Origin of the sequence: Propioniciclava sinopodophylli (assembly GCF_004324755.1) — a bacterium.
Lineage (GTDB): Bacteria > Actinomycetota > Actinomycetes > Propionibacteriales > Propionibacteriaceae > Propioniciclava > Propioniciclava sinopodophylli.
In genome coordinates this window covers 56,771-78,582 of record NZ_SDMQ01000012.1, presented here as the reverse complement: position 1 = coordinate 78,582, position 21,812 = coordinate 56,771, and the positions used below count along the sequence as shown (strand labels likewise).

The 21,812-nt window shown below is 72.8% G+C and carries 22 protein-coding genes; 10 read left to right on the top strand and 12 right to left on the bottom strand.

Annotated elements, in window-relative coordinates:
* Position 1 precedes the first annotated feature (1 nt).
* The 3 genes from ET989_RS11825 (at position 2) to ET989_RS11815 (ending at position 3,310) form a co-directional block, all read left to right on the top strand.
* Positions 2 to 1,279: a glycine C-acetyltransferase gene (locus ET989_RS11825; RefSeq protein ID WP_131169219.1), complete on the top strand. Its 1,278-nt coding sequence runs from the start codon at positions 2 to 4 to the stop codon at positions 1,277 to 1,279.
* A 79-nt stretch (positions 1,280 to 1,358) separates the two neighbouring features.
* On the top strand, positions 1,359 to 2,336 hold the full coding sequence (locus ET989_RS11820) for an ABC transporter ATP-binding protein (RefSeq protein ID WP_131169216.1): 978 nt from the start codon (positions 1,359 to 1,361) through the stop codon (positions 2,334 to 2,336).
* Positions 2,333 to 3,310 (top strand): ABC-2 transporter permease, encoded by a 978-nt coding sequence (locus ET989_RS11815; protein ID WP_131169214.1) that lies wholly within the window; start codon positions 2,333 to 2,335, stop codon positions 3,308 to 3,310. The genes ET989_RS11820 and ET989_RS11815 overlap by 4 nt, the downstream gene beginning before the upstream one ends.
* Before the next feature lie 3 nt (positions 3,311 to 3,313).
* Here ET989_RS11815 and ET989_RS11810 read toward each other — a convergent pair whose 3' ends face one another.
* The 3 genes from ET989_RS11810 to ET989_RS11800 are packed head-to-tail and all read right to left on the bottom strand — an operon-like array spanning position 3,314 to position 7,155.
* Positions 3,314 to 3,727, bottom strand: coding sequence for an SRPBCC family protein (locus tag ET989_RS11810; RefSeq protein WP_131169212.1), 414 nt, complete (start codon positions 3,725 to 3,727; stop codon positions 3,314 to 3,316).
* Positions 3,724 to 6,231 carry an alpha-amylase family glycosyl hydrolase gene (locus ET989_RS11805; RefSeq protein WP_131169211.1) on the bottom strand — a complete coding sequence of 836 codons (2,508 nt, stop codon included), beginning with the start codon at positions 6,229 to 6,231 and terminating at the stop codon, positions 3,724 to 3,726. The genes ET989_RS11810 and ET989_RS11805 overlap by 4 nt, the downstream gene beginning before the upstream one ends.
* 54 nt (positions 6,232 to 6,285) lie before the next feature.
* Positions 6,286 to 7,155, bottom strand: a complete 870-nt coding sequence (locus ET989_RS11800; protein WP_131169209.1) for a DUF4031 domain-containing protein — start codon at positions 7,153 to 7,155, stop codon at positions 6,286 to 6,288.
* A 136-nt stretch (positions 7,156 to 7,291) separates the two neighbouring features.
* Between ET989_RS11800 and ET989_RS11795 the strand changes: the two genes are divergently transcribed.
* Positions 7,292 to 7,813, top strand: coding sequence for an ArsR/SmtB family transcription factor (locus ET989_RS11795; RefSeq protein WP_131169207.1), 522 nt, complete (start codon positions 7,292 to 7,294; stop codon positions 7,811 to 7,813).
* Between the two features lie 3 nt (positions 7,814 to 7,816).
* Here the strand turns inward: ET989_RS11795 and ET989_RS11790 are convergent, their stop codons facing one another.
* Both ET989_RS11790 and ET989_RS11785 read right to left on the bottom strand, forming a co-directional pair.
* Positions 7,817 to 8,755, bottom strand: a complete 939-nt coding sequence (locus ET989_RS11790) for a rhomboid family intramembrane serine protease (RefSeq protein WP_241656329.1) — start codon at positions 8,753 to 8,755, stop codon at positions 7,817 to 7,819.
* A 19-nt stretch (positions 8,756 to 8,774) separates the two neighbouring features.
* Positions 8,775 to 9,521: an aggregation-promoting factor C-terminal-like domain-containing protein gene (locus tag ET989_RS11785; RefSeq protein ID WP_131169204.1), complete on the bottom strand. Its 747-nt coding sequence runs from the start codon at positions 9,519 to 9,521 to the stop codon at positions 8,775 to 8,777.
* Positions 9,522 to 9,672: 151 nt separating this feature from the next.
* On the opposite strand from ET989_RS11785, the gene ET989_RS11780 reads away from it, so the two are divergent.
* Together ET989_RS11780 and ET989_RS11775 are read left to right on the top strand one after the other, a co-directional pair.
* The gene (locus tag ET989_RS11780; RefSeq protein WP_131169202.1) at positions 9,673 to 10,617 is read left to right on the top strand and encodes an asparaginase; all 945 of its coding nucleotides are present in this window, start codon (positions 9,673 to 9,675) and stop codon (positions 10,615 to 10,617) included.
* A 56-nt stretch (positions 10,618 to 10,673) separates the two neighbouring features.
* Complete coding sequence (locus tag ET989_RS11775; RefSeq protein ID WP_131169200.1) at positions 10,674 to 11,873, top strand: LCP family protein; 1,200 nt, start codon at positions 10,674 to 10,676, stop codon at positions 11,871 to 11,873.
* 4 nt (positions 11,874 to 11,877) lie between these two features.
* On the opposite strand, the gene ET989_RS11770 is transcribed toward ET989_RS11775, so the two are convergent.
* Entirely contained in the window at positions 11,878 to 12,939 is a 1,062-nt protein-coding gene (locus ET989_RS11770) for an ATP-dependent DNA ligase (RefSeq protein ID WP_206662333.1), read from the bottom strand.
* 84 nt (positions 12,940 to 13,023) lie between these two features.
* Here ET989_RS11770 and ET989_RS11765 point away from each other — a divergent pair, with 84 nt between their 5' ends.
* Both ET989_RS11765 and ET989_RS11760 read left to right on the top strand, forming a co-directional pair.
* Positions 13,024 to 13,572 carry a type 1 glutamine amidotransferase domain-containing protein gene (locus tag ET989_RS11765; RefSeq protein WP_131169196.1) on the top strand — a complete coding sequence of 183 codons (549 nt, stop codon included), beginning with the start codon at positions 13,024 to 13,026 and terminating at the stop codon, positions 13,570 to 13,572.
* A 29-nt stretch (positions 13,573 to 13,601) separates the two neighbouring features.
* Positions 13,602 to 14,555 (top strand): phosphotransferase, encoded by a 954-nt coding sequence (locus ET989_RS11760; protein WP_131169194.1) that lies wholly within the window; start codon positions 13,602 to 13,604, stop codon positions 14,553 to 14,555.
* Between the two features lie 4 nt (positions 14,556 to 14,559).
* Here ET989_RS11760 and ET989_RS11755 read toward each other — a convergent pair whose 3' ends face one another.
* Both ET989_RS11755 and cysE read right to left on the bottom strand, forming a co-directional pair.
* Positions 14,560 to 15,117, bottom strand: coding sequence for a DinB family protein (locus tag ET989_RS11755; protein ID WP_131169191.1), 558 nt, complete (start codon positions 15,115 to 15,117; stop codon positions 14,560 to 14,562).
* Positions 15,114 to 15,917 carry a serine O-acetyltransferase gene (gene cysE, locus ET989_RS11750; protein ID WP_131169189.1) on the bottom strand — a complete coding sequence of 268 codons (804 nt, stop codon included), beginning with the start codon at positions 15,915 to 15,917 and terminating at the stop codon, positions 15,114 to 15,116. Before cysE ends, ET989_RS11755 begins: the two co-directional genes overlap by 4 nt.
* 45 nt (positions 15,918 to 15,962) lie before the next feature.
* Here cysE and ET989_RS11745 point away from each other — a divergent pair, with 45 nt between their 5' ends.
* Complete coding sequence (locus tag ET989_RS11745; RefSeq protein WP_165490156.1) at positions 15,963 to 16,955, top strand: DUF2332 domain-containing protein; 993 nt, start codon at positions 15,963 to 15,965, stop codon at positions 16,953 to 16,955.
* A 24-nt stretch (positions 16,956 to 16,979) separates the two neighbouring features.
* Positions 16,980 to 17,624 (top strand): HAD family hydrolase, encoded by a 645-nt coding sequence (locus ET989_RS11740; RefSeq protein WP_131169185.1) that lies wholly within the window; start codon positions 16,980 to 16,982, stop codon positions 17,622 to 17,624.
* 126 nt (positions 17,625 to 17,750) lie between these two features.
* Here ET989_RS11740 and ET989_RS11735 read toward each other — a convergent pair whose 3' ends face one another.
* The 4 genes from ET989_RS11735 to ET989_RS11720 form a co-directional block, all read right to left on the bottom strand.
* Entirely contained in the window at positions 17,751 to 19,349 is a 1,599-nt protein-coding gene (locus ET989_RS11735; protein ID WP_131169183.1) for a gamma-glutamyltransferase family protein, read from the bottom strand.
* 9 nt (positions 19,350 to 19,358) lie between these two features.
* A complete protein-coding gene (locus ET989_RS11730; RefSeq protein ID WP_131169181.1) occupies positions 19,359 to 20,246 on the bottom strand; it encodes a hypothetical protein in 888 nt (295 codons plus the stop codon).
* Complete coding sequence (locus ET989_RS11725) at positions 20,195 to 21,085, bottom strand: hypothetical protein (protein ID WP_131169179.1); 891 nt, start codon at positions 21,083 to 21,085, stop codon at positions 20,195 to 20,197. The genes ET989_RS11730 and ET989_RS11725 overlap by 52 nt, the downstream gene beginning before the upstream one ends.
* A gap of 72 nt (positions 21,086 to 21,157) precedes the next feature.
* Positions 21,158 to 21,811 (bottom strand): response regulator, encoded by a 654-nt coding sequence (locus ET989_RS11720; protein WP_206662332.1) that lies wholly within the window; start codon positions 21,809 to 21,811, stop codon positions 21,158 to 21,160.
* Position 21,812 lies beyond the last annotated feature (1 nt).

Sequence of the window (21,812 nt, the reverse complement as noted above, 5' to 3'; positions counted from 1 at the left end):
CATGTACGGCGCATTCGAAGGCCACATGAAGGCCACCCTCGCCGAGATCGAGGAGGCCGGCCTCACCAAGCGCGAGCGGGTGATCACGACGCCGCAGTCAGCCTCCATCGGGGTCACGAGCTCGGACGCCCCGGTGCTCAACTTCTGCGCCAACAACTACCTCGGGCTGGCCGACCACGACGGGATCATCGCCGCCGCCCACGCGGGTCTCGACAACTTCGGCTTCGGGATGGCGTCCGTGCGGTTCATCTGTGGCACCCAGACCCCGCACCGGGAGCTCGAGCAGCGCATCTCAGCCTTCCTGGGCACCGACGACACCATCTTGTTCAGCTCGTGTTTCGACGCCAACGGCGGCGTCTTCGAGGCGCTCTTCGGGCCCGAGGACGCGATCATCTCCGACGAGCTGAACCACGCTTCGATCATCGACGGCGTCCGCCTGTCGAAGGCCGCCCGGTACCGCTACCGCAACGCCGACATGGCCGACCTCGCCGCCCAGCTCGAGGCGGCGTCCGGGGCCCGGTTCAAGGTCATCGTCACCGACGGTGTCTTCTCCATGGACGGCGCCTACGCGCCCCTGCGCGAGATCTGCGACCTGGCTGACGCCCACGGCGCGCTGGTCCTGGTCGACGACTCCCACGCCGTGGGCTTCGTCGGTGAGGGCGGACGCGGCACCCCCGAACTCTTCGGCGTGATGGATCGCGTCGACATCATCACCGGCACCCTCGGCAAGGCTCTGGGTGGGGCGTCCGGCGGCTACGTGAGCGCGCACGCCGACATCGTCGACCTGCTGCGCCAGCGCGCCCGGCCGTACCTGTTCTCCAACTCGGTGGCCCCCACCGTCGTCGCCGGCTCGGCGGCCGCGCTCGAGCTCATCGAGGGCAGCGCCGACGGGCGGGCCCGCCTGATCGAGAACACGCTCCTGTTCCGCGGGCTGATGACCGAGGCCGGCTTCGACCTCGACCCGTCCGCGGGCGTGGAATCCGCGGCCGTGCGCCCCGACGACGTGCCGCCGCACCCGATCACGCCGGTGATGTTTCCCGGCGAGGACGGCCCGCGCCTGGCCGGCACGATCGCCGACCACATGCTGCGCGAGGGCGGGGTGTACGTGATCCCGTTCAGCTTCCCGGTGGTGCCGCGCGGCAAGGCGCGTATCCGGGTGCAGTTGTCGGCGGCGCACAGCACCGACGACGTCCGCGCCTGTGTGGCCGCGTTCGTCGCCGCGCGGGACGCCGCGACGGCACGACCTCATGCCCCCGGTACCCCGGGGCGGCGCAGATAGGCCCACGGGTGGACCCGGCCCCCGACAGACCCGACCCTGGGCTGTTCCGTGGCCAGGGTGTCCGGGCTTGGATGGACCCATGAGCACAACACCCCTGAGCGGCCTGGCCGTCTCCACCCACGACCTGCGCAAGACGTTCCGCCACGGCGCGAACGTCGCCGTCGCGGGCCTCGACCTCGCGGTCCCGCGCGGCGGCGTCCACGCCCTCCTCGGCCCCAACGGTTCGGGCAAGACCACCGCCCTGCGCATGCTGCTGGGGCTGCTGCGCCCCGACTCCGGGACGATGGAGGTGCTCGGCCACACGGTCCCCGACGAGCTGCCGCAGGTCATCGACCGCGTCGGCGCGATCGTCGAGTCGCCCAAGTTCTTCCCCACCATGTCGGGCCACACGAACCTGGCCCTGCTGGCCCGGGCGGTGGGCGTCCCCGCCACGCGCGTCGGCGAGGTGCTCGAGCAGGTCGGCCTGGCGGCCCGGGCCCGCGACGATGTGGGCCGCTACTCCCTCGGCATGAAGCAGCGGCTGGCGATCGCGTCCACCCTGCTCAAGGACCCCGAACTGCTCATCTTCGACGAGCCCACCAACGGCCTCGACCCCGCCGGCCTCCACGAGGTGCGCACCACCATGCGCTCCCTGGCCGACGCGGGGCGCACCGTGGTCGTCAGCTCCCACCTCCTCGCCGAGGTGCAGCAGGTTGCCGACACCGTCAGCATCATCGGCCGCGGGCGCCTGCTGCGCTCGGGCCACGTCAGCGAGCTCCTCGGCGGTGGCGGCCGCGTGCGCGTCGTCGTGAAGCCGACCGACGCCGCGGCCCGCGTCCTCATGGACGCCTCCTACGAGGTCAGCCCCGCCGCCGACGGCGCCCTCGTCGTCGGACGCCCCGGCAGCTCGGTCGACCCGTCCGCCGTCGCCCGCCTCCTCGGCTCGGCCGACCTGTGGCCCTCCGAGCTCACGGTAGCCGTCGACTCCCTGGAGCAGGTGTTCCTGTCGCTCACCGAGCGCGAGCACCTCGCCGCCACCCAGCACAGCAGCCACACCCCCCAGGGGGTGGCGTCGTGATCCGCCTGATCGGTGCCGAGACCCACCGTTGGGTCGCCCGCCGCGGCCTGTGGGTGGCCCTGCTGGGTCTCCTCGCCATCCTCGCCACGATGTGCTGGTCGATCGTCATGGCCACCCGCCCGCCCGAGGCCGCCGTGGTCGCGCAGGGCAAGATCGCCTACGCCGAGCAGCACGCGTACTGGGTCGAGCACCACGCGGAGGAGGAGGCCTTCTGCCGGGCCAGCGACCCGGAAGCGCCCGCCGACGTCTGTGCCCAGCCCGAGCCACAGCCCGAGTGGTTCTACCCCCAGCCGATGACGTGGGATTCCGCGACCAGCACCGCCACGGTCGGCGCCAGCACCACCGCGGGCCTCTTCCTCATCCTGATGGCCGCGTCCTTCTGGGGGGCGGAGTTCCGCAGCGGTTCCCTGGCCACGTGGCTCACCTTCGTCCCGTCACGGCCGCGCGTGTGGGCGTCCAAGATGGTCGTCGTCGCGCTCGCCGGGGCGGTGGTCAGCGCCGCCGCGCTCCTCGTCGCCCTGCTCACCGCGTGGGGCGCCGTGGCTGCCCACCAGGGTCCGGACGCCGTGGGCAGCTGGGTCGGGCCGCTGCAGTCCGCCGGCCGAGGCGTCCTGTTCGGGGGCATGATGGCGCTGGTCGGGGCGGGCCTGGCGGTCGTGTTCCGCAGCACGGTCGCCGCCGTGGCGGTGCCGCTGGCCTACCTCTTCGCCCAAGGGATGCTCGGGGTCCTGATGGCCGTCCCCGGGTTCGACCGGCTGACAGGGCTGCTGCCCGAGAACAACGTGCAGGCCTTCCTGCTGGGCAGCTATGCCTATTCGGTGCCGGTGCAGCGCAGGACACCGCAGGGCTTCGAGATCGAGTACGTCGAGCGGACGATCTCGCTGGGCCAGGGCACGGTCTACCTGCTCGTCGCCGTCGCCCTGGCGTGCGTGGTGTCGCTGGCGGTGTTCCGGCGCCGCGACGTCACCGAGTGAGGATCAGCCCGCCAGCAGCTGGGCCAGCCGGTCGAGGCTGAGCTCCCAGCCCTCGCGGGTGGCCTCGGCGTCCGCGGCGTCGGTGAAGTCGGAGTGGACGAGCACGAGGTCCGTGCCGCCGGAGCCTCTCTGGGCGAACTCCACGCGCAGCAGCGTGGTCAGCGTCTCGTGCTCCCACTGCCATGTGCACTCGAGCACGGCGGGCTCCTCCAGGCGCTGGTAGCTGCCCGAGACGATGTACTCCCCGCCCATGTTCACCCGGTAGGCGCCGCCCTCGCGGGCGTCCGCGTGCGAGGACACGCGGAGGTCTGGGTTGGGGCAGAACCAGCGGTCCAGCAGGTCGGGCTTGGTCCAGGCGTCCCAGACGCGTCCGGGACGGCAGTCGAAGCTTCTCTCGATCCGGATCGTGGTGGTCATCGGACCTCCTTTCGCGTGGTGTCGAGGCTTGTCGACGTGGATTCACGGCGCAGGCGCGGCAGGATGCGGTCGAGGAAGCCGCGCAGGTAGGGGCGCCCTTCCCGGTCCACCTGGACGCCTCCGAGGCGACCCCACAGGCTCTGCGGCTCGGCGTCTGGCTCGGTCGGACGCGCCTGGAGCACGACGATAGACCACGGCTCGACGGTGTACTCGCCCGTCACGTGGAGGGCGTCGTCCATGCCCCAGCAGTTGCCCTCCGACTCGGCCCAGGGCGCGGTGTCGATGATCCGATGCCAGTCGTGCTGGTGGGTCGACTGCTCCTGCCACTCGGCGAGGTCGAAGGTGGCGGGCTCGTCGTACATGTTGAGCAGCACCCAGAAGTCGTCGCCGTCGGTCTGGCCGGAGTCGATGGCCACGGCGATCTGGCGGTCCCCCGGACGCGGTGCGTCGTTCAGGGCCGTCCCGAAGTAGACGTAGCTGACGGCGTCGCCACCGATCTGGGTGTCGCCCCACGTGCGCTGCCGGAACGTCGGCTGGGTCGCGCGGAGGTGCGCGACGTACGCGGCGAAGCGCAGCAGCGGGTTGACGCCCTCGGCGCCGTCGGTAGCCCCGACGACGTCGTGGTAGCCGGGCAAATCGGGCTGGTCCGGGTCCACCGGCACCTGGGTGGGGGCGTTCGACCCCGCCTGGGCCCAGTTGTTCCAGATGCCGACCGTGTTCAGCGACCACGGGTTGTTGTTGCCGTTCTGGGTGCGCCCGTACTCGTCGCCGGAGACGATCATCGGGACGCCCCGGGCCAGGAAGGTGGTGAGCCAGAAGTTGCGCCAGCGCGTCCGGCGCAACGCCTGGTCGCCACCGGAGTCCCAGCTGATGTTGTTGTCCGACCCGCCGTCGGAGGGACCGAACGGGTAGGGCTGGTCGTTGACCTTGTCGTTGTAGGAGACGAGGTCGAACATCGTGAAGCCGTCGTGGGCGGTCACGAAGTTCACCGACTTCTGCGGGCCGCCCGAGTCGTTGAAGTGCAACCAGTCCCCGTTGAAGAACGCCATGAAGTCGTCGGTGTTGCCGTCGCCCTTGAGGTAGGAGCGCATGGCGTCGCGGAACCGCCCGTTCCACTCGCCCCAGCCCGACGGGAAGTTGCCGACCTCATAGCCCCACAGGTCCCACGCCTCGGCGATGACCTCGACCTGGTTCGCGGCGGCCCACGTCCGGACGCTGCGCAGCAGCGGGTGCTCGGGGAAGAAGCGGCGCTGGGCCTCCCAGTCCTCGGCCTCGGCCTCCAGCGGCCGGCGGCCCAGGACGGGGGCGAGGTCGAACCGGAAGCCGTCCACCCCCATCGTGTGGTGCCAGTGCTTCAGGGAGTCGAGCACCAGCATTCCCGTGACGCGCGAGGAGAAGTTCATCTGGTTCGACGTGCCCGTCGCCCCGTCGATGAGGCCACCCTCGCTGGTGAGCGCGTAGTACTCGGTGGTCGCGAAGCCGCCGAGCGTCGTGAAGCCGGCCGAGTCGAGGTCGCCACCCCAGTTGCCGCCCTCGGCGGAGTGGTTGTAGACGACGTCGAGGAACACCTCGATGCCCGCCTCGTGGAACGCCCGGACCATCTCCTTGAACTCCCGGGTGGGGCCGCCGAGCCCCTTGTCGGAGCTGTAGTCACGGTTGGGGGCGAAGAACGCCAGCGTCTGGTAGCCCCAGTGGTTGGTCGTGCCGGCGACGGCCCCGACCTGGTCGGAGTCGGTCTCGTGCACGGGCAGCAGCTCGATCACGGAGACGCCGAGGGCTTTCAGGTAGGGCGCCATGAGGGCCGCCCCGGCGTAGGTGCCGCGCAGGGCGTCCGGGATGTTCGGCAGCCCCTCGAAGCCGGGGACGCCGGCGAGCAGGTCGCCCAGCTTCGCCGCGGACGGGTGCAGCGTGAGGTTCTTCACGTGCGCCTCGTAGATCGCGTTGTCCTCCTCGGGGTGCTTGGGGTGGCTGCCGAAGGAGGTGTCGTCCTCGATCACGACGGCCTTGGGGGCGATGCGCGCGGTGTCGACCGTGCGGCCGGGGCGTCCGTCGACGTCGACCGGGCCGCTGCCGAACCAGGCGCGCTCGGCACCCACGCCCATCGGGTTGTGCGTGACCTCGCGAGCGTACGGGTCGAACAGCACCTTGTTGGGGTTGAAGTGGTTCAGCTCGTCGTCGCGGTCGGCGACGAAGCCGGCCACCGAGCCCGGTTCCCACCCCGCGACGTGCGGCCAGTTGGAGCCCCACACGCGGAAGCCGTACAACGTGCCGTGCCGCGCCCCGTGGACCTTGGCGCGCCAGACCCCGTCCTCGCCGAGCGCCATCGGGACGGACAATTCGGCGTCCGCGCCGCGCGCCGCGGGAAAGAACTCGAGGCTCACGCGGGTGGCGCGGGGGGCGGCCACGGCGAACGTGGTCGCGCCGTCGGCCGGGTCGATGTGTGCCCCGAGCGGCCATGTGGCCCCGCCCCAGGTTTCCTCGCCCAGCGGTTTCAGCAACGTCATGGTCCCCACCGTGCCACGACGACGTGGTGCCGTGCCAACTCGGTCCGTAACCCATCACCCGCTGAGGGAGGCCAGTTCGGCTTCCATGTTGGCCTTGGCCTGCTGCGCCCACAGCTGGTCGCCCGTCGGCGTCCGGTAGAGGGGGTCGAGGGCCAGCAGGCGGCGCAGGACCTGCGCGCGGCCGCCGGCGAAGGTGTCGGCGTCGAGGTGGTCGAACTCGAGCCGGATGTCCCGGGCGTACACGTGGTAGCGGCCCGGCAGCGCACCCAAGGTTGCTAGGTCGGCGTCCACGAGGGCGGCGCCACGGTGGTCGCCCGGTGCCGGGTCGTGGGTGCTGGTGAGGCGGACGAGGCGCGCGACCTCGGCCACCTCGCCGGCCGGCAGGACGCCCGCCAGCCGTTGCTCCGCCAGCACGGCGGACGCCTCCTCGTCCTCGCCGGCGTCGCCGTGCCAGACGGCGTCGTGGAACCAGGCGGCGAGGTGGACGACGCGGTCGGTGCAGCCCAGCGCGCCGAGCGCCAACAGGCAGGACGCCAGGTGGCGGAGGTCGTGGTAGCGGCGGTGCTCCTCGCCCCACCGCCCGATCAGCTCCTCCCGCAGCCAGTCCATCCGCGGCAGGGGCCAGGCCGCCCGGACGTGGTCGCACGCCTGCGCGCGCGAGGGCGTGCGGTGGGCGGGGCGGACGCGCAGGCCGGACGCCACGAGGCGCCTGACCAGTTCGGTGGAGGGCACCTGGGCGGCGCCCTCGACGACGAGGTCGCGCTGTCGGGCCAGGGGGTAGTCGTAGTGGTCGTGGTCGAAGGCGCGCGCGGGCAGGCCGACCCGCCGGGCGAAGGCGTGGAGCTCCTCCAGGGACGCGTCGGACACCACGTGGCCCCACACCGTCCCGTGCGCGGGCCAGACAGGCTCGTCGATGAGGATCATGGCGCCCAGCATGACACGACACCCGCCCCGCTTGGGCGTCCGCCTCGGGGTGCCGCGGCACCGGTCGTGTGCGACGTTTGCCCTTGATATGGCACAGTTGCCGTGGCGTATGACTGATCGGCGGGGGGAGGGGAGCATGCTCAAGGAACCTGGTGAGGGGCCCGAAGGTGCTACGCACCTCGTCGAGGACGAGACGATCGCCACCCGCGCACGTGCCCTGGCCTCGCCCGTCCGCTGGCGCATCCTGCGCGCGTGCATGTCCGAGGCCCTCACCAACAAGGAGCTCGCCGACCTCCTGGGCGTGAACCCGGGCTCGATGCTGCACCACGTGCGCACGCTGGTCGCCGCCGGCTTCCTCGCGCCGGGCGAGGTCCGCCGTGGTTCCCGCAACGCCGTGGAGATCCCCTACCGGACGACGCGCCTGGTCTGGCGTGCCGGGCGCAGCGCGGCCGGCTTCGGCGACTACCTGATGGGCAGCATCAGCGCCGACGAGCCCGAGTTGGGCGACGCCGACGTCTTCTTCACCACCGTGCATGCCGACGGCGAGCGCCGGGACGAGTTGAAGCGCCGCCTGCGCGCGCTGCTGGCCGAGTACGAGGGCGGCGACGAGCGCAGCTGGTCGGTCGTCATCAGCGTCCGGCCGACCTCGGACGACTGAGCCTCAGCCCACCAGCGTCCGGGCCGCCATCGCGACCAGGGCCAGCACGCCGACGCCGGCGACCGCCATCCACTGCCACGGCCTCGCCTTGCGCAGCGCGATGATCACCAGCGTCGTGAGGACGCCGCCCACGAACCCACCCAGGTGGCCCTGCCACGAGATGCCGGCGCTGCCGACCACCGTGATGACCACGTTGATGCCGATCCACATCAGGACCGTGCGTGCGTCGCCGCGGTTGCGGAGGACGAGCACGAGCAGGGCGCCCATGAGGCCCGAGATCGCGCCCGAGGCGCCCAGCGTCGTGGTGGTCGGGGAGGCGAGCCAGAGGATGAACGCCGAAGCCACCAGGGCCGAGACGAAGTAGACCGCCAGGAACCGGGCGCGGCCCAGCACCCGCTCGATCGCTGGCCCGAGGATCCACAGGGCCAGCATGTTCATGCCGATGTGCAGAGGACTGATGTGGGTGAACGCCGAGGTGATGATCTGCCACCAGCCGCCGTCGAGCGGGCCGGGCAGGAACGCGCCGCCCTGCGCGGTGCACACTTCGCCGGAGACGCCCACGTAGGCGTCCGACCCGACCTCGCACACGCCACCCGGGGTGAGGGCGACCAGGTTGCTCAGCCGCCCACCGAAGCCGCCGGTGAGGAAGATGCCGAGCCAGACGGCCACGTTCAGAGCGATGAGCACGATCGAGGTCAGCGCCGGGTTCGTGGAGCGCCGGCCGCCGTAGGGCCCCTCGGCCTGGCGCGTCATCGCCATGCCCTGGGCGAGGCAGCGACGGCACTGGTGGCCGACGGGGGCCTCGACCATGCAGTCGCCGCAGATCGGGTTGCCGCAGCGCTGGCAGCGGACGCCGGCGGGGCGATCCGGGTGGTAGGCGCATGCGGCCGGGTAGCCGGCCGGGGGCTGCTGCTGGGGCGGCCAGGTCGGGTGGTCGGTCACCCGGTCAGCCTAGCTGGGCTCAGTACCAGCCCTTGGCGCGCTTGAACGCCCACGCCTTGCACGGGGTGCCGTAGCGCTCCTTGACGTACTTCAGGCCCCACTTGATCTGGGTCGCCGGGTTGGTCTTCCAGTCGGCGCCCTCGCTGGCCATCCGCTTGCCGGGCAGGGCCTGGGGGATGCCGTAGGCGCTCGAGGTGGGGTTGTCGGCGTACTGGTCCCACAGGGACTCGCCCATGATGATGTTGTCGTAGCAGGTGAACTGCTCGCCGGTCCACCCGTACAGCGTGGCAGCGAGGTGGCGGCCGAGTTCCTTGTTGGCCGAGCGGCTGCCCCCCTGGGGGGCCGCGGCCTTCTTCTCGGCGGCCGTCCTGTCCTCGGCCGCCTTCTTCTCCTCGGCCGCCTTCTTCTCCGCGGCCTTCTTCTCGGCGGCCGCCTTCTCGGCTGCGGCCTGCTCTGCGCGCTGCTGCTGGATGGCGGCCTCGGTGGCGTCGATCGCGCCGGAGGTGGTGGTCAGGGCGGCGTTGCGCTGCTCGACGGCGACCATGAGGGCGGTCTGCAGGGCCTCGCGCTCGGCCGCGCGGCTGGTGATGAGGGCCTGGCGCTCGGCGCGCTGGGCCTCGACCAGAGCCGCGGCGTCCTGCTCGGCGGGGACGGCCAGTCCGACGCCCGGCTCCCGCGCCGACGCGAGGACCAGGCCCGCGGACGCCGTCACGGCCAGCGCGACCGTCGAGGCGGCAATGGCACGAAGGGGGCTCAGGAAAGGCACGGCTCCATGGTGTCACATGAGGATCTCTAAGGAAAATCTCAGGTTGGCAACCGCCGAGAGCCCCGGTCTTGTGCGCCGAGAGCCCCGGGTTCCTCTGCCGAAAGCCCCGGTGTTGTGCGCCGACAGCCCCCTCGACCTAGATTGGCGCACCATGAGCCTGCTGGAGGCGCCCGTCGTGGCGCACGTCGTCCGCGCGTCCTTCGTCGAGTCGGTCCATCGGGGGCTGGCGGTGGTCACCGCTCCCGATGGCACCGTCGAGCGCGCGTGGGGCGACCCCAACACGCCGGTGCTGCCGCGCTCGTCGCTCAAGCCACTGCAGGCCGTCGCCATGTTGCGCGCGGGCGCCGCACTGGCCGGGGAGGCCCTCGCCCTGGCCTGCGCCTCACACTCCGGCGAGGACGCCCACCTGGCGGGCGTCCGGGCCGCGCTCGCGGCGTCCGGCCTCGACGAGGAGGCGCTCCGCAACACCCCCGACCGCCCCGTCGGCGAGGACGCCCTGGCCGCGTGGCTGGCGTCCGGCCGCGGCAAGGAGCGGGTCGCGCAGAACTGCTCCGGCAAACATGCCGGCATGCTCGCCGCGTGCCTGGCCGCCGGCTGGGACACCGCGACCTACCTCGATCCCCAGCACCCCCTCCAGCGGCTCATCACCGACGTGGTCGCAGAACTCACGGGCAGCCCCGTCGTGGCGACCGTCACCGATGGCTGCGGGGCCCCCGTCCACGCCTTCGAGCTAGCCGGGTTGGCCCGCGCGTTGGGGCGCATCGCCTCGGCCCCGTCGGGCCCCGAGGCGCGCGTCGCCGCGGCGATGGTCTCCCACCCCTGGTTCGTTGGCGGCACCAACCGCCCGGACAGCGTGTTGATGGCCGACGTCCCCGGCGTGATCGCGAAGGAGGGCGCCGAGGCCGTGCTGGCCGTCGGCCTCCCGGACGGACGCGGCGTCGCGGTCAAGATCGCCGACGGGGCCCGCGCGGCACGGGTGGTCGGTGCGGCCGTGCTCGGCATGCTCGGCGTCGACCCGGACGCCGTCGCGCGGCTCGGTGACGTGCCCGTGCTCGGCCACGGGGAGCGCGTGGGCTCGGTCGTAGCCGTCCTGTAGCTCATTCGGCCCGGAGTCGGATGTCCGAGCGGGACGGGGCGACTAGCGTGGGTCAGGTGACTCCCACCGACGACGAGGACTGGCTCTACCGGCGCGGCCACTACGCCGACGGACCCGGTCAGCAGCCTGCCCCGCCGCCCCACGAGCCGCCGGCGCAGTACGGTGGCCCGACCCCGGTGGGCCACTACGGGCAGCAGCCCCCCAGCGGGCCGCCCGCGTACGGGCCGCCGCCCACGGCGTCCACCCACCGCACGGTGCCGACGCCGCCCCCGGCCCGCCCAGCCGCCCCACCCCTGCCGCCCGCCCGGGCGTCCGGGCGCCGCGGGCGCGTGCTGCGCTGGGTGGTGGCTCTGCTGCTGGCGTACCTCGTCGTCATCCCGCTCGTGACGTGGCCGTTCATGCCGCGCGTGGACGCAGATCCGGGCGGCGACCGCCCCGCCGACACCCCCGGCCACGTGTTCGTGCTGGCCGGGTCGGACTCGCGCGAAGGCCTGTCCGAGGAGGAGCAGAAGCGCCTCGGCACCGGCAGCGACGCCGGACGCCGCACCGACACGATCATGCTGCTCTACGTCCCCCCGGCCGGTCGGGCGGCGCTCATCTCGATCCCGCGCGACTCGTACGTGCCGATCCCCGGGCACGGCCGGAACAAGATCAACGCCGCCTACGCGATCGGCGGGCCGGCCCTGCTCGTCGACACCGTCGAGGAGAACACCGGCCTGCGCGTGGACGGCTTCGCCGAGATCGGGTTCGGCGGCTTCGCGAACGTCGTGGACGCCGTGGGTGGCATCGAGATGTGCCCCGAGAAGGCGATCAACGACCCACTGTCGAACCTCGACATCCCGGCCGGGTGCCAGCTGATGGACGGTCCGACAGCGCTGGGCTACGTCCGCATGCGCAAGCTCGACCCCGAGGGTGACCTGGGCCGCGCCAAGCGACAGCGCGAGATGATCGGGGCCTTGGCCAAGAAGTCGCTGTCGCCGATGACGATCGTCGTGCCGCCGCGGTGGTTCGGACTGAACTGGTCGCTCTCGCGGGGCATCACGGTCGGCGAGGGCACCGGGCCCGGCGAGTTGCTCGGGCTGGCACAGGGCGGCCTCCGGATCGCGACGGGCCAGGGCGACACGCTGATGGTGCCCATCGGCGACCGTGACGCGCAGACCCAAGCCGGCTCGAGCGTCCTGTGGGACGAGAAGAGGGCGGCGGCGCTGTTCGACGCGATGGCCCGCGGCGAGGGTGACCTGTCCGCCTACGCGTGAGCCCTCAGGGACGCAGCACCTGGTCGAGGTCGTAGGCGGGAGCCCGCTCCACCTGGTCGAGCGTGCACGACTCCGGCTCGCGGTCCGGACGCCAGCGCACGAACTGGGCGGCGTGCCGGAAGCGGCGTCCCTCCAGCTGGTCGAACGCCACCTCGACGACGAGTTCGGGACGCACCGGCACGAACTCCCGCACCCCCGTGCGGGTCATGTCCTTGGGCCGGGGGGCTGCGTCGGCCTCGGCGCCGGTCAGCACGAGGGGCTCCAGCACGGCGGCCAGCTGGCCACGCACGGCGTCCGGCCACGCGCCGATGCCACCCACCGGTAGAAGTTCGCCGTCGTCGTAGAGGCCCAGGTGGATCGACCCCACGCTCGTGCGCGCGCCCGAGCCGGGCGACGCGCCCTTGGACAGCCCGTAGCCGATCACGACGGCCTCGGCCGTCCGCGCGTGCTTGACCTTCATCATCGTCCGCTGCCCGGGCGCGTAGGGGGCGTCGGTGCGCTTGGCGACCACGCCGTCGAGCCCGGCCCCCTCGAAGGAGTCGAACCAGGCCCGGGCCTCGTCCGGGTCGTCGGTCGCGCGCGTGACGTGCACCGGCGCGGCGTCCGGCAGGCCGGAGAGCAACTGCACCAGTGCGGCGCGGCGCTCGCGCTGGGGGAGCGGGGTCAGGTCGAGGTCGGCGATCGCAAGCAGGTCGAAGCACACCACCTCGGCGGGGGTCTGCTCGGCCAGCGCCGCAACCCGCTTCGCGCTCGGGTGGATCCGGACGCTCAGCGCCTCCCAGTCCAGCTTCTGCGCCCCCGGCGGCCCCGTGCGGACGACCAGTTCGGCGTCCAGCACCACCTGCTCCGGCAGGTACCGGCGGCAGGCGGCGACGACCTCGGGGAAGTACCCGTTCAGCTGCTTGCGGCTGCGGCTCCACAGGTCGACGCGGTTGCCGTCACGGGCGACGATGCAGCGGTACCCGTCCCACTTGGGCTCGTAGCTGAGCTCGCCCGGACGCCCCACCGGCACCTCCGGCACGGCGCGCGCCAGCATGGGCTCGAGGGGCAGCGGGAGCGGCAGCATGGGTCCACAGGCTAGACCCGGGGGCGTGCCTTTAGTCGTCATGGGGGAGTGACTAGGGTGGATGGAACCAACGAAGGAGAGAACATGGTTGACCTGACCGGCAAGAAGGTGGCATTTCTGCTGACCGACGGCTACGAGGACTCCGAACTGACCAGCCCCTGGGAGGCGGTCGAGAAGGCCGGCGCCGCCGCCGAGCTCGTCGCCCCGAAGGTCGGCGAGGTCGAGGGCAAGAATGGCCACAAGCAGTCCGTCGACCGCACGTCGGGCGGCGCGGACGCCGGCTCCTACGATGCGCTCGTCCTGCCGGGTGGCGTCGTCAACGCCGACCACCTCCGCATGGACGCCGACTCCGTCGCTTTCACCAAGGCGTTCTTCGACGCCGGCAAGCCCGTGGCGGTGATCTGCCACGGCGGCTGGATCCTGACCGACGCCGACGTGCTCCGGGGCCGGACGCTCACGTCCTACCCGAGCCTCAAGACCGACCTCGCCAACGCCGGCGCCACCTGGGTCGACCAGGAGGTCGTCGTCGACCACGGGCTGGTCTCCAGCAGGACGCCGGACGACCTGCCCGCGTTCAACGCCAAGCTCGTCGAGGAGATCGCCGAGGGCAGGCACGAGGGCCAGAAGGCCTGAACCCCGGGCCCGGTGGTTGACTGGGGCCCATGCCCCGTATCACCTGGCCCGACCTGCCCGTCGCCGTGCGCGCCGAGGTCGAGACGATCCTCGGCGCGCCGGTCGTCGGCCACGCCTCGCACCCCGGCGGCTTCTCGCCGGGCACCGCCGACCGCGTGACCTGTACCGACGGCACGGCCGCGTTCGTCAAGGCCGTCCACCCCGACCTCAACCCCGACAGTCCAGCCATCCACCGCGCGGAGCTGCGCGTGATGCGCGCCCTGCCGCCGGGCCTGCCGGCGCCCGCCCTCCTGGGCGGCTTCGAGCGCGACGGCTGGGTCGTGCTCGTCCTGGAATACCTCGACGCCGACCACCCCGTCCTGCCGTGGACGCTCGGGGCGTTCACCCCGGTCCTGGACGCCGTCCTCGCGCTGTCGGACCGCCTCACGCCCAGCCCGCTGCCGCTCGCGCCCGCCACCGCGCAGTGCGCGGCCATGTGGGACGGCTTCGCTCGCTGCCTCGCCGATCCCCCGGGCGACCTCGACCCGTGGGTGCGCGAACGGCTCCCGGCGCTCGCCGCCCGGGCGGACGCCAGCCTCGCCGTCCTCGACGGCGACAGCCTGTGCCACTTCGACCTGCGGGCCGACAACGTGCTCATGCGACGCGGCGAGGAGCCGGCGGCGGAGCGGGTCGTGGTCATCGACTGGCCTTGGGCGATGGCGGCCGCGCGCTGGCTGGACGCCGCCACACTGGCGTCCGAACTCGCCGCCCAGGGCGACCCGGCCAGCATCGCGGCGACGGACGCCGTGCTCGAGCGCATCGCGTCCCACTGCGGCGTGGGCACCGAACCACTGGTCGACACGATGGTCGGCCTCGCGGCCTACACCACGTGGCGGAGCCGCGAGCCCGCGCCACCGGGGCTGCCGACGCTGCGCGCCTTCCAGAGGCAGCTGGCCGACGGGTTGACGGCCTGGCTGAAGGGGACGCGCCTGGCGACCTGGTAGCGCCTCAGGCGTCCACGTCGTGCAGGTGGTGCAGCAGGTCGTGCACGAGATAGCGGCCCAGCGCCGCGGCCGTGAACGTCACGCCGTCGCCGCGCCGCCCGGACCACTCCCACTGCTCGGCGGTGGGCTCGCCCCACGCCTCGGCGGCCGCGGCCGCCCGCTCCTTGATGAGGATGGCCGTCACGTGCGTGTTGGCCTTCCAGTACTCCTTCTCGACGGCCGCCGCATCCTGGTCCCAGTCGGCGAAGGACGCCCCGGCGCCCTCGGCGTCCAGGATGAGCCCGAGCCGGTCGGTCATCACCTCGAGCACGTCGGCGACGTGCTGGCCGTACTCGACCGTCGACCACACCCCCGGCGTGGTCCGGACGCCGGCGTCCGCCTCCTCCAACGCGAGCCCGAACCGGTCGGACGCCTCGACGATGATGCGCGGGACGGACGTCGGCACCACCGACGCCGGGTCGAACCCGCACTCGGGGCAGGGGCGCTCCAGCACCCACGTCCAGTCCTTCGTGTCGGGCGCGACGGGCTCGGGCGCGGTCTCGTCGGCCTGCTGCTCGGTCATGCTTCGTCCTCGCACGAGAAGTTCTGGTCCATCGACAGGGCCGGGAAGGGTTCCTTCGACCGGCTCATCTGCTTGGCGGGGACGCCGGCCACGGTCGTGTGCGGCGGGACGTCCTCCAGCACCACCGAACCGGCCCCGATCTTCGCCCCCTCGCCCACGCGGATGTTGCCGAGAACCTTCGCGCCGGCGCCGATCATGACGCCGCGGCCGATCTTCGGGTGGCGATCGCCGCCGACCTTGCCGGTGCCGCCGAGGGTCACCTCGTGCAGCATCGAGAAGTCGTCCTCGATCACGGCGGTCTCGCCGATCACCACCGACGTGGCGTGGTCGAACATGACGCCGCGGCCGATGCGCGCGCCGGGGTGGATGTCGACGGCGAACACCTCCGAGATGCGGCTCTGCAGCCACAGCGCCAGCGCGTGGCGCTCGCTCACCCAGAAGTGGTGGGCGATCCGGAAGCTCTGCACGGCGTGGAACCCCTTGAAGTACAACAGGGGCTGGCTGTAGCCGCGCGTGGCCGGGTCGCGGGTGACGACGGCCTGGAGGTCGGCCAGCACCGACTCTTCGATCCACGGGTCGTGGGCGAACGCCTCCTCGACCAGGTCGAGCAGGGTCAACGGCGACATCACCGGGTTGGCCAGCTTGTGCGACAGCATGCTGCCGAGGGCCTCCATCAGGCTGTTGTGCCTCAGGATCGCCTCGTGCAGGTAGCCGCCCAGACAGGGCTCGGCCGCCGCGTCGCGTGCCGCTTCTGCGCGGATGGTGGCCCAGATCTCTTGGTCGGGGACAGGCTGCGTCATGGCGCCACCCTAACCGGCGGCCCGGCGTCGCTCTACGCTGGCCGCGTGAAGGACGCCCACGCGTACGCCCGCAAGCCGATCGAGGAGCTGTACCGCTGGTTCGCCACCGAGGCCGGTCCGACCTCGCCGACCTGGGCCGCGCTGTGCCGCTGGATCGCGGACACCCCCGCCGTCTCCGAGCGCCTGGACGCCCTGCCCGGCGCCAAGCGCCAGCCGAACGTCTTCCTCGGCGCCCTGAAGTACCACGACGGCCCCCTCGTGGGTGGCCCGGAGCTCATCGCCTGGCTGGACGCCCACTGGCCCGAGGTCGAGGCGACCATCCTCTCGCGCGCCACGCAGACCAACGAGCCCGGACGGTGCGCCGTCCTCGCGCCGCTGCTGGCCTCGCTGCCGCAGCCGGTCGCGTTGTTCGAGGTTGGGGCGTCCGCCGGGCTGCTGCTGCTTCCCGACCGGTACCGCTACCGCTACGACGGCGGGCCGATCATCGCCGGGCGGGAAGCCTGGCCGGGCGCCCCCGTCCTCGACTGCGCCGTCACCGGCTCGCCGCCCGCCTCGCCCGCCGACCTCGTCGTCGTGCACCGCGAGGGGCTGGACGCCAGCCCCCTCCCGGCCGACCACCCCGACGAAGCGCGCTGGCTGCGCTCGCTGGTCTGGCCCGGCGAGGACGCCCGGGAGGCGCGCCTGGTCGCGGCGCTGGCGGTCGCGGCGCTCGACCCGCCGCCGGTTCTCACCGGACGCCTGCCCGACGACCTGCCTGCCTTCCTCGACCACGCCGTCGCGACGGCGGACGCCCTGGGCGCCACCCCCGTCCTGATGCACTCGGCCACGCTCGCCTACCTGGAGCGCGCGGGACGCGAGGCCTCCCAGGCGGCGATCGTGGCCAGCGGCGTCCGCTGGGTGTCGTTCGAGGGCGGCAAGGTCGTGCCCGCCCTGTACGGCCGCGTACCGGACGACGGGCGTCCGCACTTCGTGCTCGGGCTCGACTGCGAGCCCGTGGCCCGCTGCAGCCCGCACGGCGGGTGGGTCGACTGGCTCTGAGGGCCACTCGCTACGGTGGGCGCCGTGACTGAACCGCGCTGGGGCACCGTCCTGTTCGACTTCGACGGCACGCTCGCCAACACGATCCCCCTCATCCTGGCGAGCTACCGCTGGACGATCGAGCAGCACGACCTGCCGTCGATGACCGACGAGCAGATCCGGGCCACCATCGGGCGCACGCTGCCGGACATGATGGCCGAGCTGGGCGGGCCAGAACGCGTGACCGAGCTCATGGAGGCCTACTCGGCCTGGCAGCGCGACAACGTGGCCACCTACCTCGAGTCCTACCCGGGGCTTGACGGACTGTTGACCGAGTTGGCCTCGGCGGGCGTGCGGGTCGGGATCGCCACCTCGCGGCGGCGGGAGAGCGCCGAGAACCTCGCCGGCGTGCTCGGCATAAACGTGCCGGTGCTGGCCACGCTGGAGGACACCACCGAGCACAAGCCGCTCCCGGCGCCGCTGCTGCTGGCCGCAGAGCGCCTGGGTTCCGAGGCGTCAGACTGCACCTACGTCGGCGACGCGGTGGTCGACCTCCAGGCCGCCCGGGCCGCAGGCATGGCCGGCATCGGGGTCACCTGGGGCGCGGGCGACCCGGACGCCCTGCGCGCCGAGCCGTCCGTGGCGGTCGTGGACACGGTCGAGGAGCTGCGCGCGGCGCTGTTCGGCTGATCGTCACACCATTCGGACCACACGATTTTCTCACTCGACCGGCCTGCATCGACCTGACAAGGGGTGATGCGTGAGGCGTCGTCGGTCGAGCGTGGCGGGGGTGGTCCAGATGGCGCTACGTCGCCGCTACCAGGCCATCGGGACGCCGTCGGCGCGGGGTTCGCTGCCGGCGACGTAGCCGTCCGGGATGCGCCAGATGGCCTGACCGCGCCCGAAGATGCCGCTGTGCTCCGCGACGACCGCGTCGTGGCCCCGCTCCCGCAGGGCGGCGACGGCGTCGGGCCCGGCGGTGTCCTCGACGAGCACCTGCCCGGTCGCGGCGTCCCAGAACCAGCGCGGTCGCCCGAGCGCCGTCTGCGGGTCCAGGCCGCCGTCGATCGTGTGCAGCGCGACCTGAAGGTGGCCCTGGGCCTGCATGTGGCCACCCATCACGCCGAACGGGCCGACCGCCTCGCCGCCGCGGGTGAGGAAGCCCGGGATGATCGTGTGGAAAGGCCGCTTGCCCGGCGCCAGCTCGTTGGGGTGGCCGGGCTCGAGTGAGAAGCCGGAGCCGCGGTTCTGCAGCGCGACCCCGGTGCCCGGCACCACGACGCCCGACCCGAAGCCGGCGAAGTTCGACTGGATGAAGCTGACCATCATCCCGTCCTCGTCGGTGGCGCAGAGATAGACGGTGTCGGAGGCCCGGGGGTCGACGGCGACGGGGTCGGAGGCGCGCTCGCTGATCGCGGCCCTGCGGCGCGCGGCGTGCTCGGCCGACAGGAGTTCGGAGGTCGGCACCTCGGCGACGTCGGGGTCGGCCACGAGCGCGTGCGTGTCGGCCAGGGCCAGCTTCACGGCTTCGACCTGGGTGTGCCAGTCGGCGGCCTGCTCGGGCGACAGCCCGTCGAGGATGTTCAGGGCGATCAGCGTCGCGATGCCCTGCCCGTTCGGCGGGATCTCCCACACCTCGTGGTCGCGGTAGCGCGCCGAGATCGGCTCCACCCATGCGCTGCGGTGGGCGGCGAGGTCCTCGCGGGTCAGGACGCCCCCGGTCGCGGCCGCGAAGTCGGCGATCCGCGCGGCGACGTCGCCGGAGTAGAAGTCCTCACCGTGTGTCTCCGCGATGGCGCGCAGCGTTTCAGCCAGCTCGGGAAGCGCGCGCACCTCGCCGACCGCCGGGGCCGGGGCGAACAGGGGGAGGAAGTGCTCCTGGGCCGGGTCGGGGGTGGTTGCCTGCCGCTGCTGGACCGCCCGGACGCCGCGGCCCCAGCCCCAGGCGACCACGCCGGGCACGGGCGCGCCCCGCTCGGCGTACTCGATGGCGGGCGCCAGCACGTCGGCGAATGCGAGGCGTCCGAACCGCGCGTGCACGTCGGCCCACGCGCGCACCATGCCGGGCACCGTCACGGCGTCCCACCCGTGCTCGGGCACCGCGGTCAGGCCGCGGGAACGCAAGCCCTCGGCGGAGGCAGCGGCGGGGGCACGCCCCGAGCCGTTGAGGCCGTGCAGGCGTCCTCCGTCCCAGATGAGGGCGAAGGCGTCCGACCCGAGGCCGTTCGAGCAGGGCTCCAGGATGGGGAGGCAGGCAGCCGCGGCGATCGCGGCGTCGACCGCGTTGCCGCCCGCCTGCAGGATGCGCAGCCCGGCCGAGGCCGCCAGGGGGTGCGAGGTGCACACCACGCCGCGGCGGGAGAACACGGGCTGGCGGGCCCCCGGGGAGGCGAGGTGGTCGTACCGGCTCTGCATGGTGCCACCCTACGGGCCCTCCAGCGCCTCCTCGGCCCGCCGAACGGCCTTCTCGGACGCGGTACGCGCCCGCTCCGCCCCGGCCTGTGCTGCGCGCGCCTCGCGCAGCTCGCGCTGGGCGACGGCGAGTGCCGCCTCGGCGCGGGCGGTGGCCTGCTCGGCCGCCTCGGCCTGCTCCGTGTCGCGGTCGAGCCGTGCGCGGGCCTCCTCGAGGGCGGCCACCAGTGCCGGGTCTGGTGGGGGCGGACTTTGAGGTGCGAGCGGCAGAGCGCCACGAGGGCCGCCGTCATCCTCCGCGGAACCCTTCGAGGCTCCTTCGTCGCTCCTCGGGGGCCCCGCGGCGGCCATGGCGGCGAGGGCCTCCGACAGGTCGACTTCGCCGAAACCACCGTACGTCAGTGCCCTGTCCAGCCGACCGGCGGCCACGGCGTCCGCGGCCTGTTGCCCGGCCAGGGCCGCCCGCAACGTTGCGCGGACTTCCTCCAGGGCCGGGGCGCTGACGGTGACGCCGAGTGCCGTCAGGTGGGCCGACAGATCGCGCACGACCCGGTTCTCCAGGGCCGTGCGCCCGGCGGACAGCTCGCGGACGCGCGCGGTGTCCAGCGTGGACTGGGCGGCGCGCAGGTCGGCTCCCAGCGACAGCCACTCCCGCAGCGACACGAGGGACGCGCGGGCGGCGAGGTTCACGTACCAGGCCGCCACGCTCGGACGCCGCAGCGCCTTGATGGACGCCGCCAGCTCCCGGTCGCCGGCCGCGCGGGCCTGCTTCGCCGCCGCGTCGCGCGCGGCCACGAAGGCGGCTGGGTCGCCGGCGTACAGTGCTTCGGCGACGGCGTCCAGGCCGGTCAGTCCCAGTCCCAGTGCAGCGAGTACACGCCGGGCTTGGCATCCGCCCACACGAACTGGGCCTCGTTCCGGGCCAGCGGCACGGGGACGGTCTCGCTCGGCTCCGCGTCCTCCAGGCCGGGCTGGACGCCCGCGCGCACCCGCGTGGGCAGGGCCGACGGGGAGAAGCGGACGGCCAGCGACAGGGCTCTCACGGGGTCGGAGACGGCCCGCAGCATCCGGAATGACGGGATGGAGGTGCGCCCGAACGTCAGGCGGTAGTCGGACGTGAACAGCTCGCCGCGCTGCATGGCGCGTGGGGCGAGCATCTCGGCGACCAGCAACTGCCGCTCGGGCACCTCCACGACCTCGCCGAGCGCGCAGCCGAACAGTGGCTCGATGGACTGCCCCTCCTCGGTCTCCATGTCGGACTCGTTCACGACCGCCCAGCGGTGGAGGCCCTGCCGCTCGGTGCGCCAGACCACTCTCACGGTGAGGGACGTCTCGCTGCGGTCGGCATCCACCTCCAGCAGGTCGTGCATGGTCACGCGCGTCAGCTGGCCCTGCATGTCGATGCCCAGGTCGTCGATGATCTGGGTGGCCAGGTCGCGGGAGGGGACGACGTTCTGCCACTCGAACAGCTCGCGGCGGGTGCGGCCGTCGGCGGTGTGCGTGTGTTGGGTGAGGTGGCCCGGCTCCAGGTTGAGGATCTTCTCTAGCTCGACCAGCGTGTGGTAGCTGCGGGAGCGGGTGGGGAGCGAGCGGCCCGACTGCCAGTAGCTCAGGGTCGCGATGCTGACCGGGACGTCCGCGGCGTCGAGGCGCGCGCGGATGCGCTCCAGGGACAGTCCCCGCGCCTGGATCGCGGCGGTCAGGACATCAGCGAAGGTGTCGGTCTGGTCGGGGTTCACTCGTGCATTGTCGCAGGTTCGGCCGCCCACCCGACCCCGAAGCCGGACCGAGGGCCCCCGATCAGCGGGCAGTCAGGCGTGCTCGACGAGGCCCAGCTCGTAGGCGCGGACGACGGCCTTGAGGCGCGACTGGACGCCCATCTTCGTCATGATCGCGGACACGTGCGTCTTGACGGTCGACTCCGAAACGAAGAGCTCCTCGGCGATTTCGGTGTTGCTGTACGCGGCGCACAGCAACCGGAGGATCTCCAACTCGCGCGGGCTCAGGCCGAGTTCGGGGGCGGGACTGGGGCGGGTCGCCCGCTTGTCGTTGAGCAGCAGGCTCGTGATCGGACCGGGCGAGACGACCGAAGTGCCCTGCATGACCGCCCGGAGCGCCTCGACCAGCCCGGCCGGCGAGGTGTCCTTGAGCAGGAAGCCGTTGGCGCCCGCACGCAGCGCGTCGCGCACGGCGCCGTCCTCGTCGAAAGAGGTGATGACGAGGACCTTCACGTCCGGCAGCGTGCGGCGCAGGGCGGCCGTGGCCTGGATGCCGTCGAGCTTGGGCATCCGGACGTCCATCACGACGATGTCCACCGGGTTGCGCGTGATCGTCGTGACCGCCTCGGCCCCGTTGTTGATCTCGTGCTTCACCTCGAAGTCGTCGGTGGTGGCCAGGTAGGCGACCAGCGCGGCTCGGACGAGGGCGTCGTCGTCGACGATCGCCACAGTCACGGGTCTGGCCATG

Coding starts and splice junctions, on each gene's coding strand:
- ET989_RS11825 (WP_131169219.1), top strand. CDS start 2: ATGTACGGCGCATTCGAAGGCCACATGAAGGCCACCCTCGCCGAGATC.
- ET989_RS11820 (WP_131169216.1), top strand. CDS start 1,359: ATGAGCACAACACCCCTGAGCGGCCTGGCCGTCTCCACCCACGACCTG.
- ET989_RS11810 (WP_131169212.1), bottom strand. CDS start 3,727: ATGACCACCACGATCCGGATCGAGAGAAGCTTCGACTGCCGTCCCGGA.
- ET989_RS11805 (WP_131169211.1), bottom strand. CDS start 6,231: ATGACGTTGCTGAAACCGCTGGGCGAGGAAACCTGGGGCGGGGCCACA.
- ET989_RS11800 (WP_131169209.1), bottom strand. CDS start 7,155: ATGATCCTCATCGACGAGCCTGTCTGGCCCGCGCACGGGACGGTGTGG.
- ET989_RS11795 (WP_131169207.1), top strand. CDS start 7,292: ATGCTCAAGGAACCTGGTGAGGGGCCCGAAGGTGCTACGCACCTCGTC.
- ET989_RS11780 (WP_131169202.1), top strand. CDS start 9,673: ATGAGCCTGCTGGAGGCGCCCGTCGTGGCGCACGTCGTCCGCGCGTCC.
- ET989_RS11770 (WP_206662333.1), bottom strand. CDS start 12,939: ATGCTGCCGCTCCCGCTGCCCCTCGAGCCCATGCTGGCGCGCGCCGTG.
- ET989_RS11765 (WP_131169196.1), top strand. CDS start 13,024: ATGGTTGACCTGACCGGCAAGAAGGTGGCATTTCTGCTGACCGACGGC.
- ET989_RS11760 (WP_131169194.1), top strand. CDS start 13,602: ATGCCCCGTATCACCTGGCCCGACCTGCCCGTCGCCGTGCGCGCCGAG.
- ET989_RS11755 (WP_131169191.1), bottom strand. CDS start 15,117: ATGACCGAGCAGCAGGCCGACGAGACCGCGCCCGAGCCCGTCGCGCCC.
- cysE (WP_131169189.1), bottom strand. CDS start 15,917: ATGACGCAGCCTGTCCCCGACCAAGAGATCTGGGCCACCATCCGCGCA.
- ET989_RS11735 (WP_131169183.1), bottom strand. CDS start 19,349: ATGCAGAGCCGGTACGACCACCTCGCCTCCCCGGGGGCCCGCCAGCCC.
- ET989_RS11720 (WP_206662332.1), bottom strand. CDS start 21,811: ATGGCCAGACCCGTGACTGTGGCGATCGTCGACGACGACGCCCTCGTC.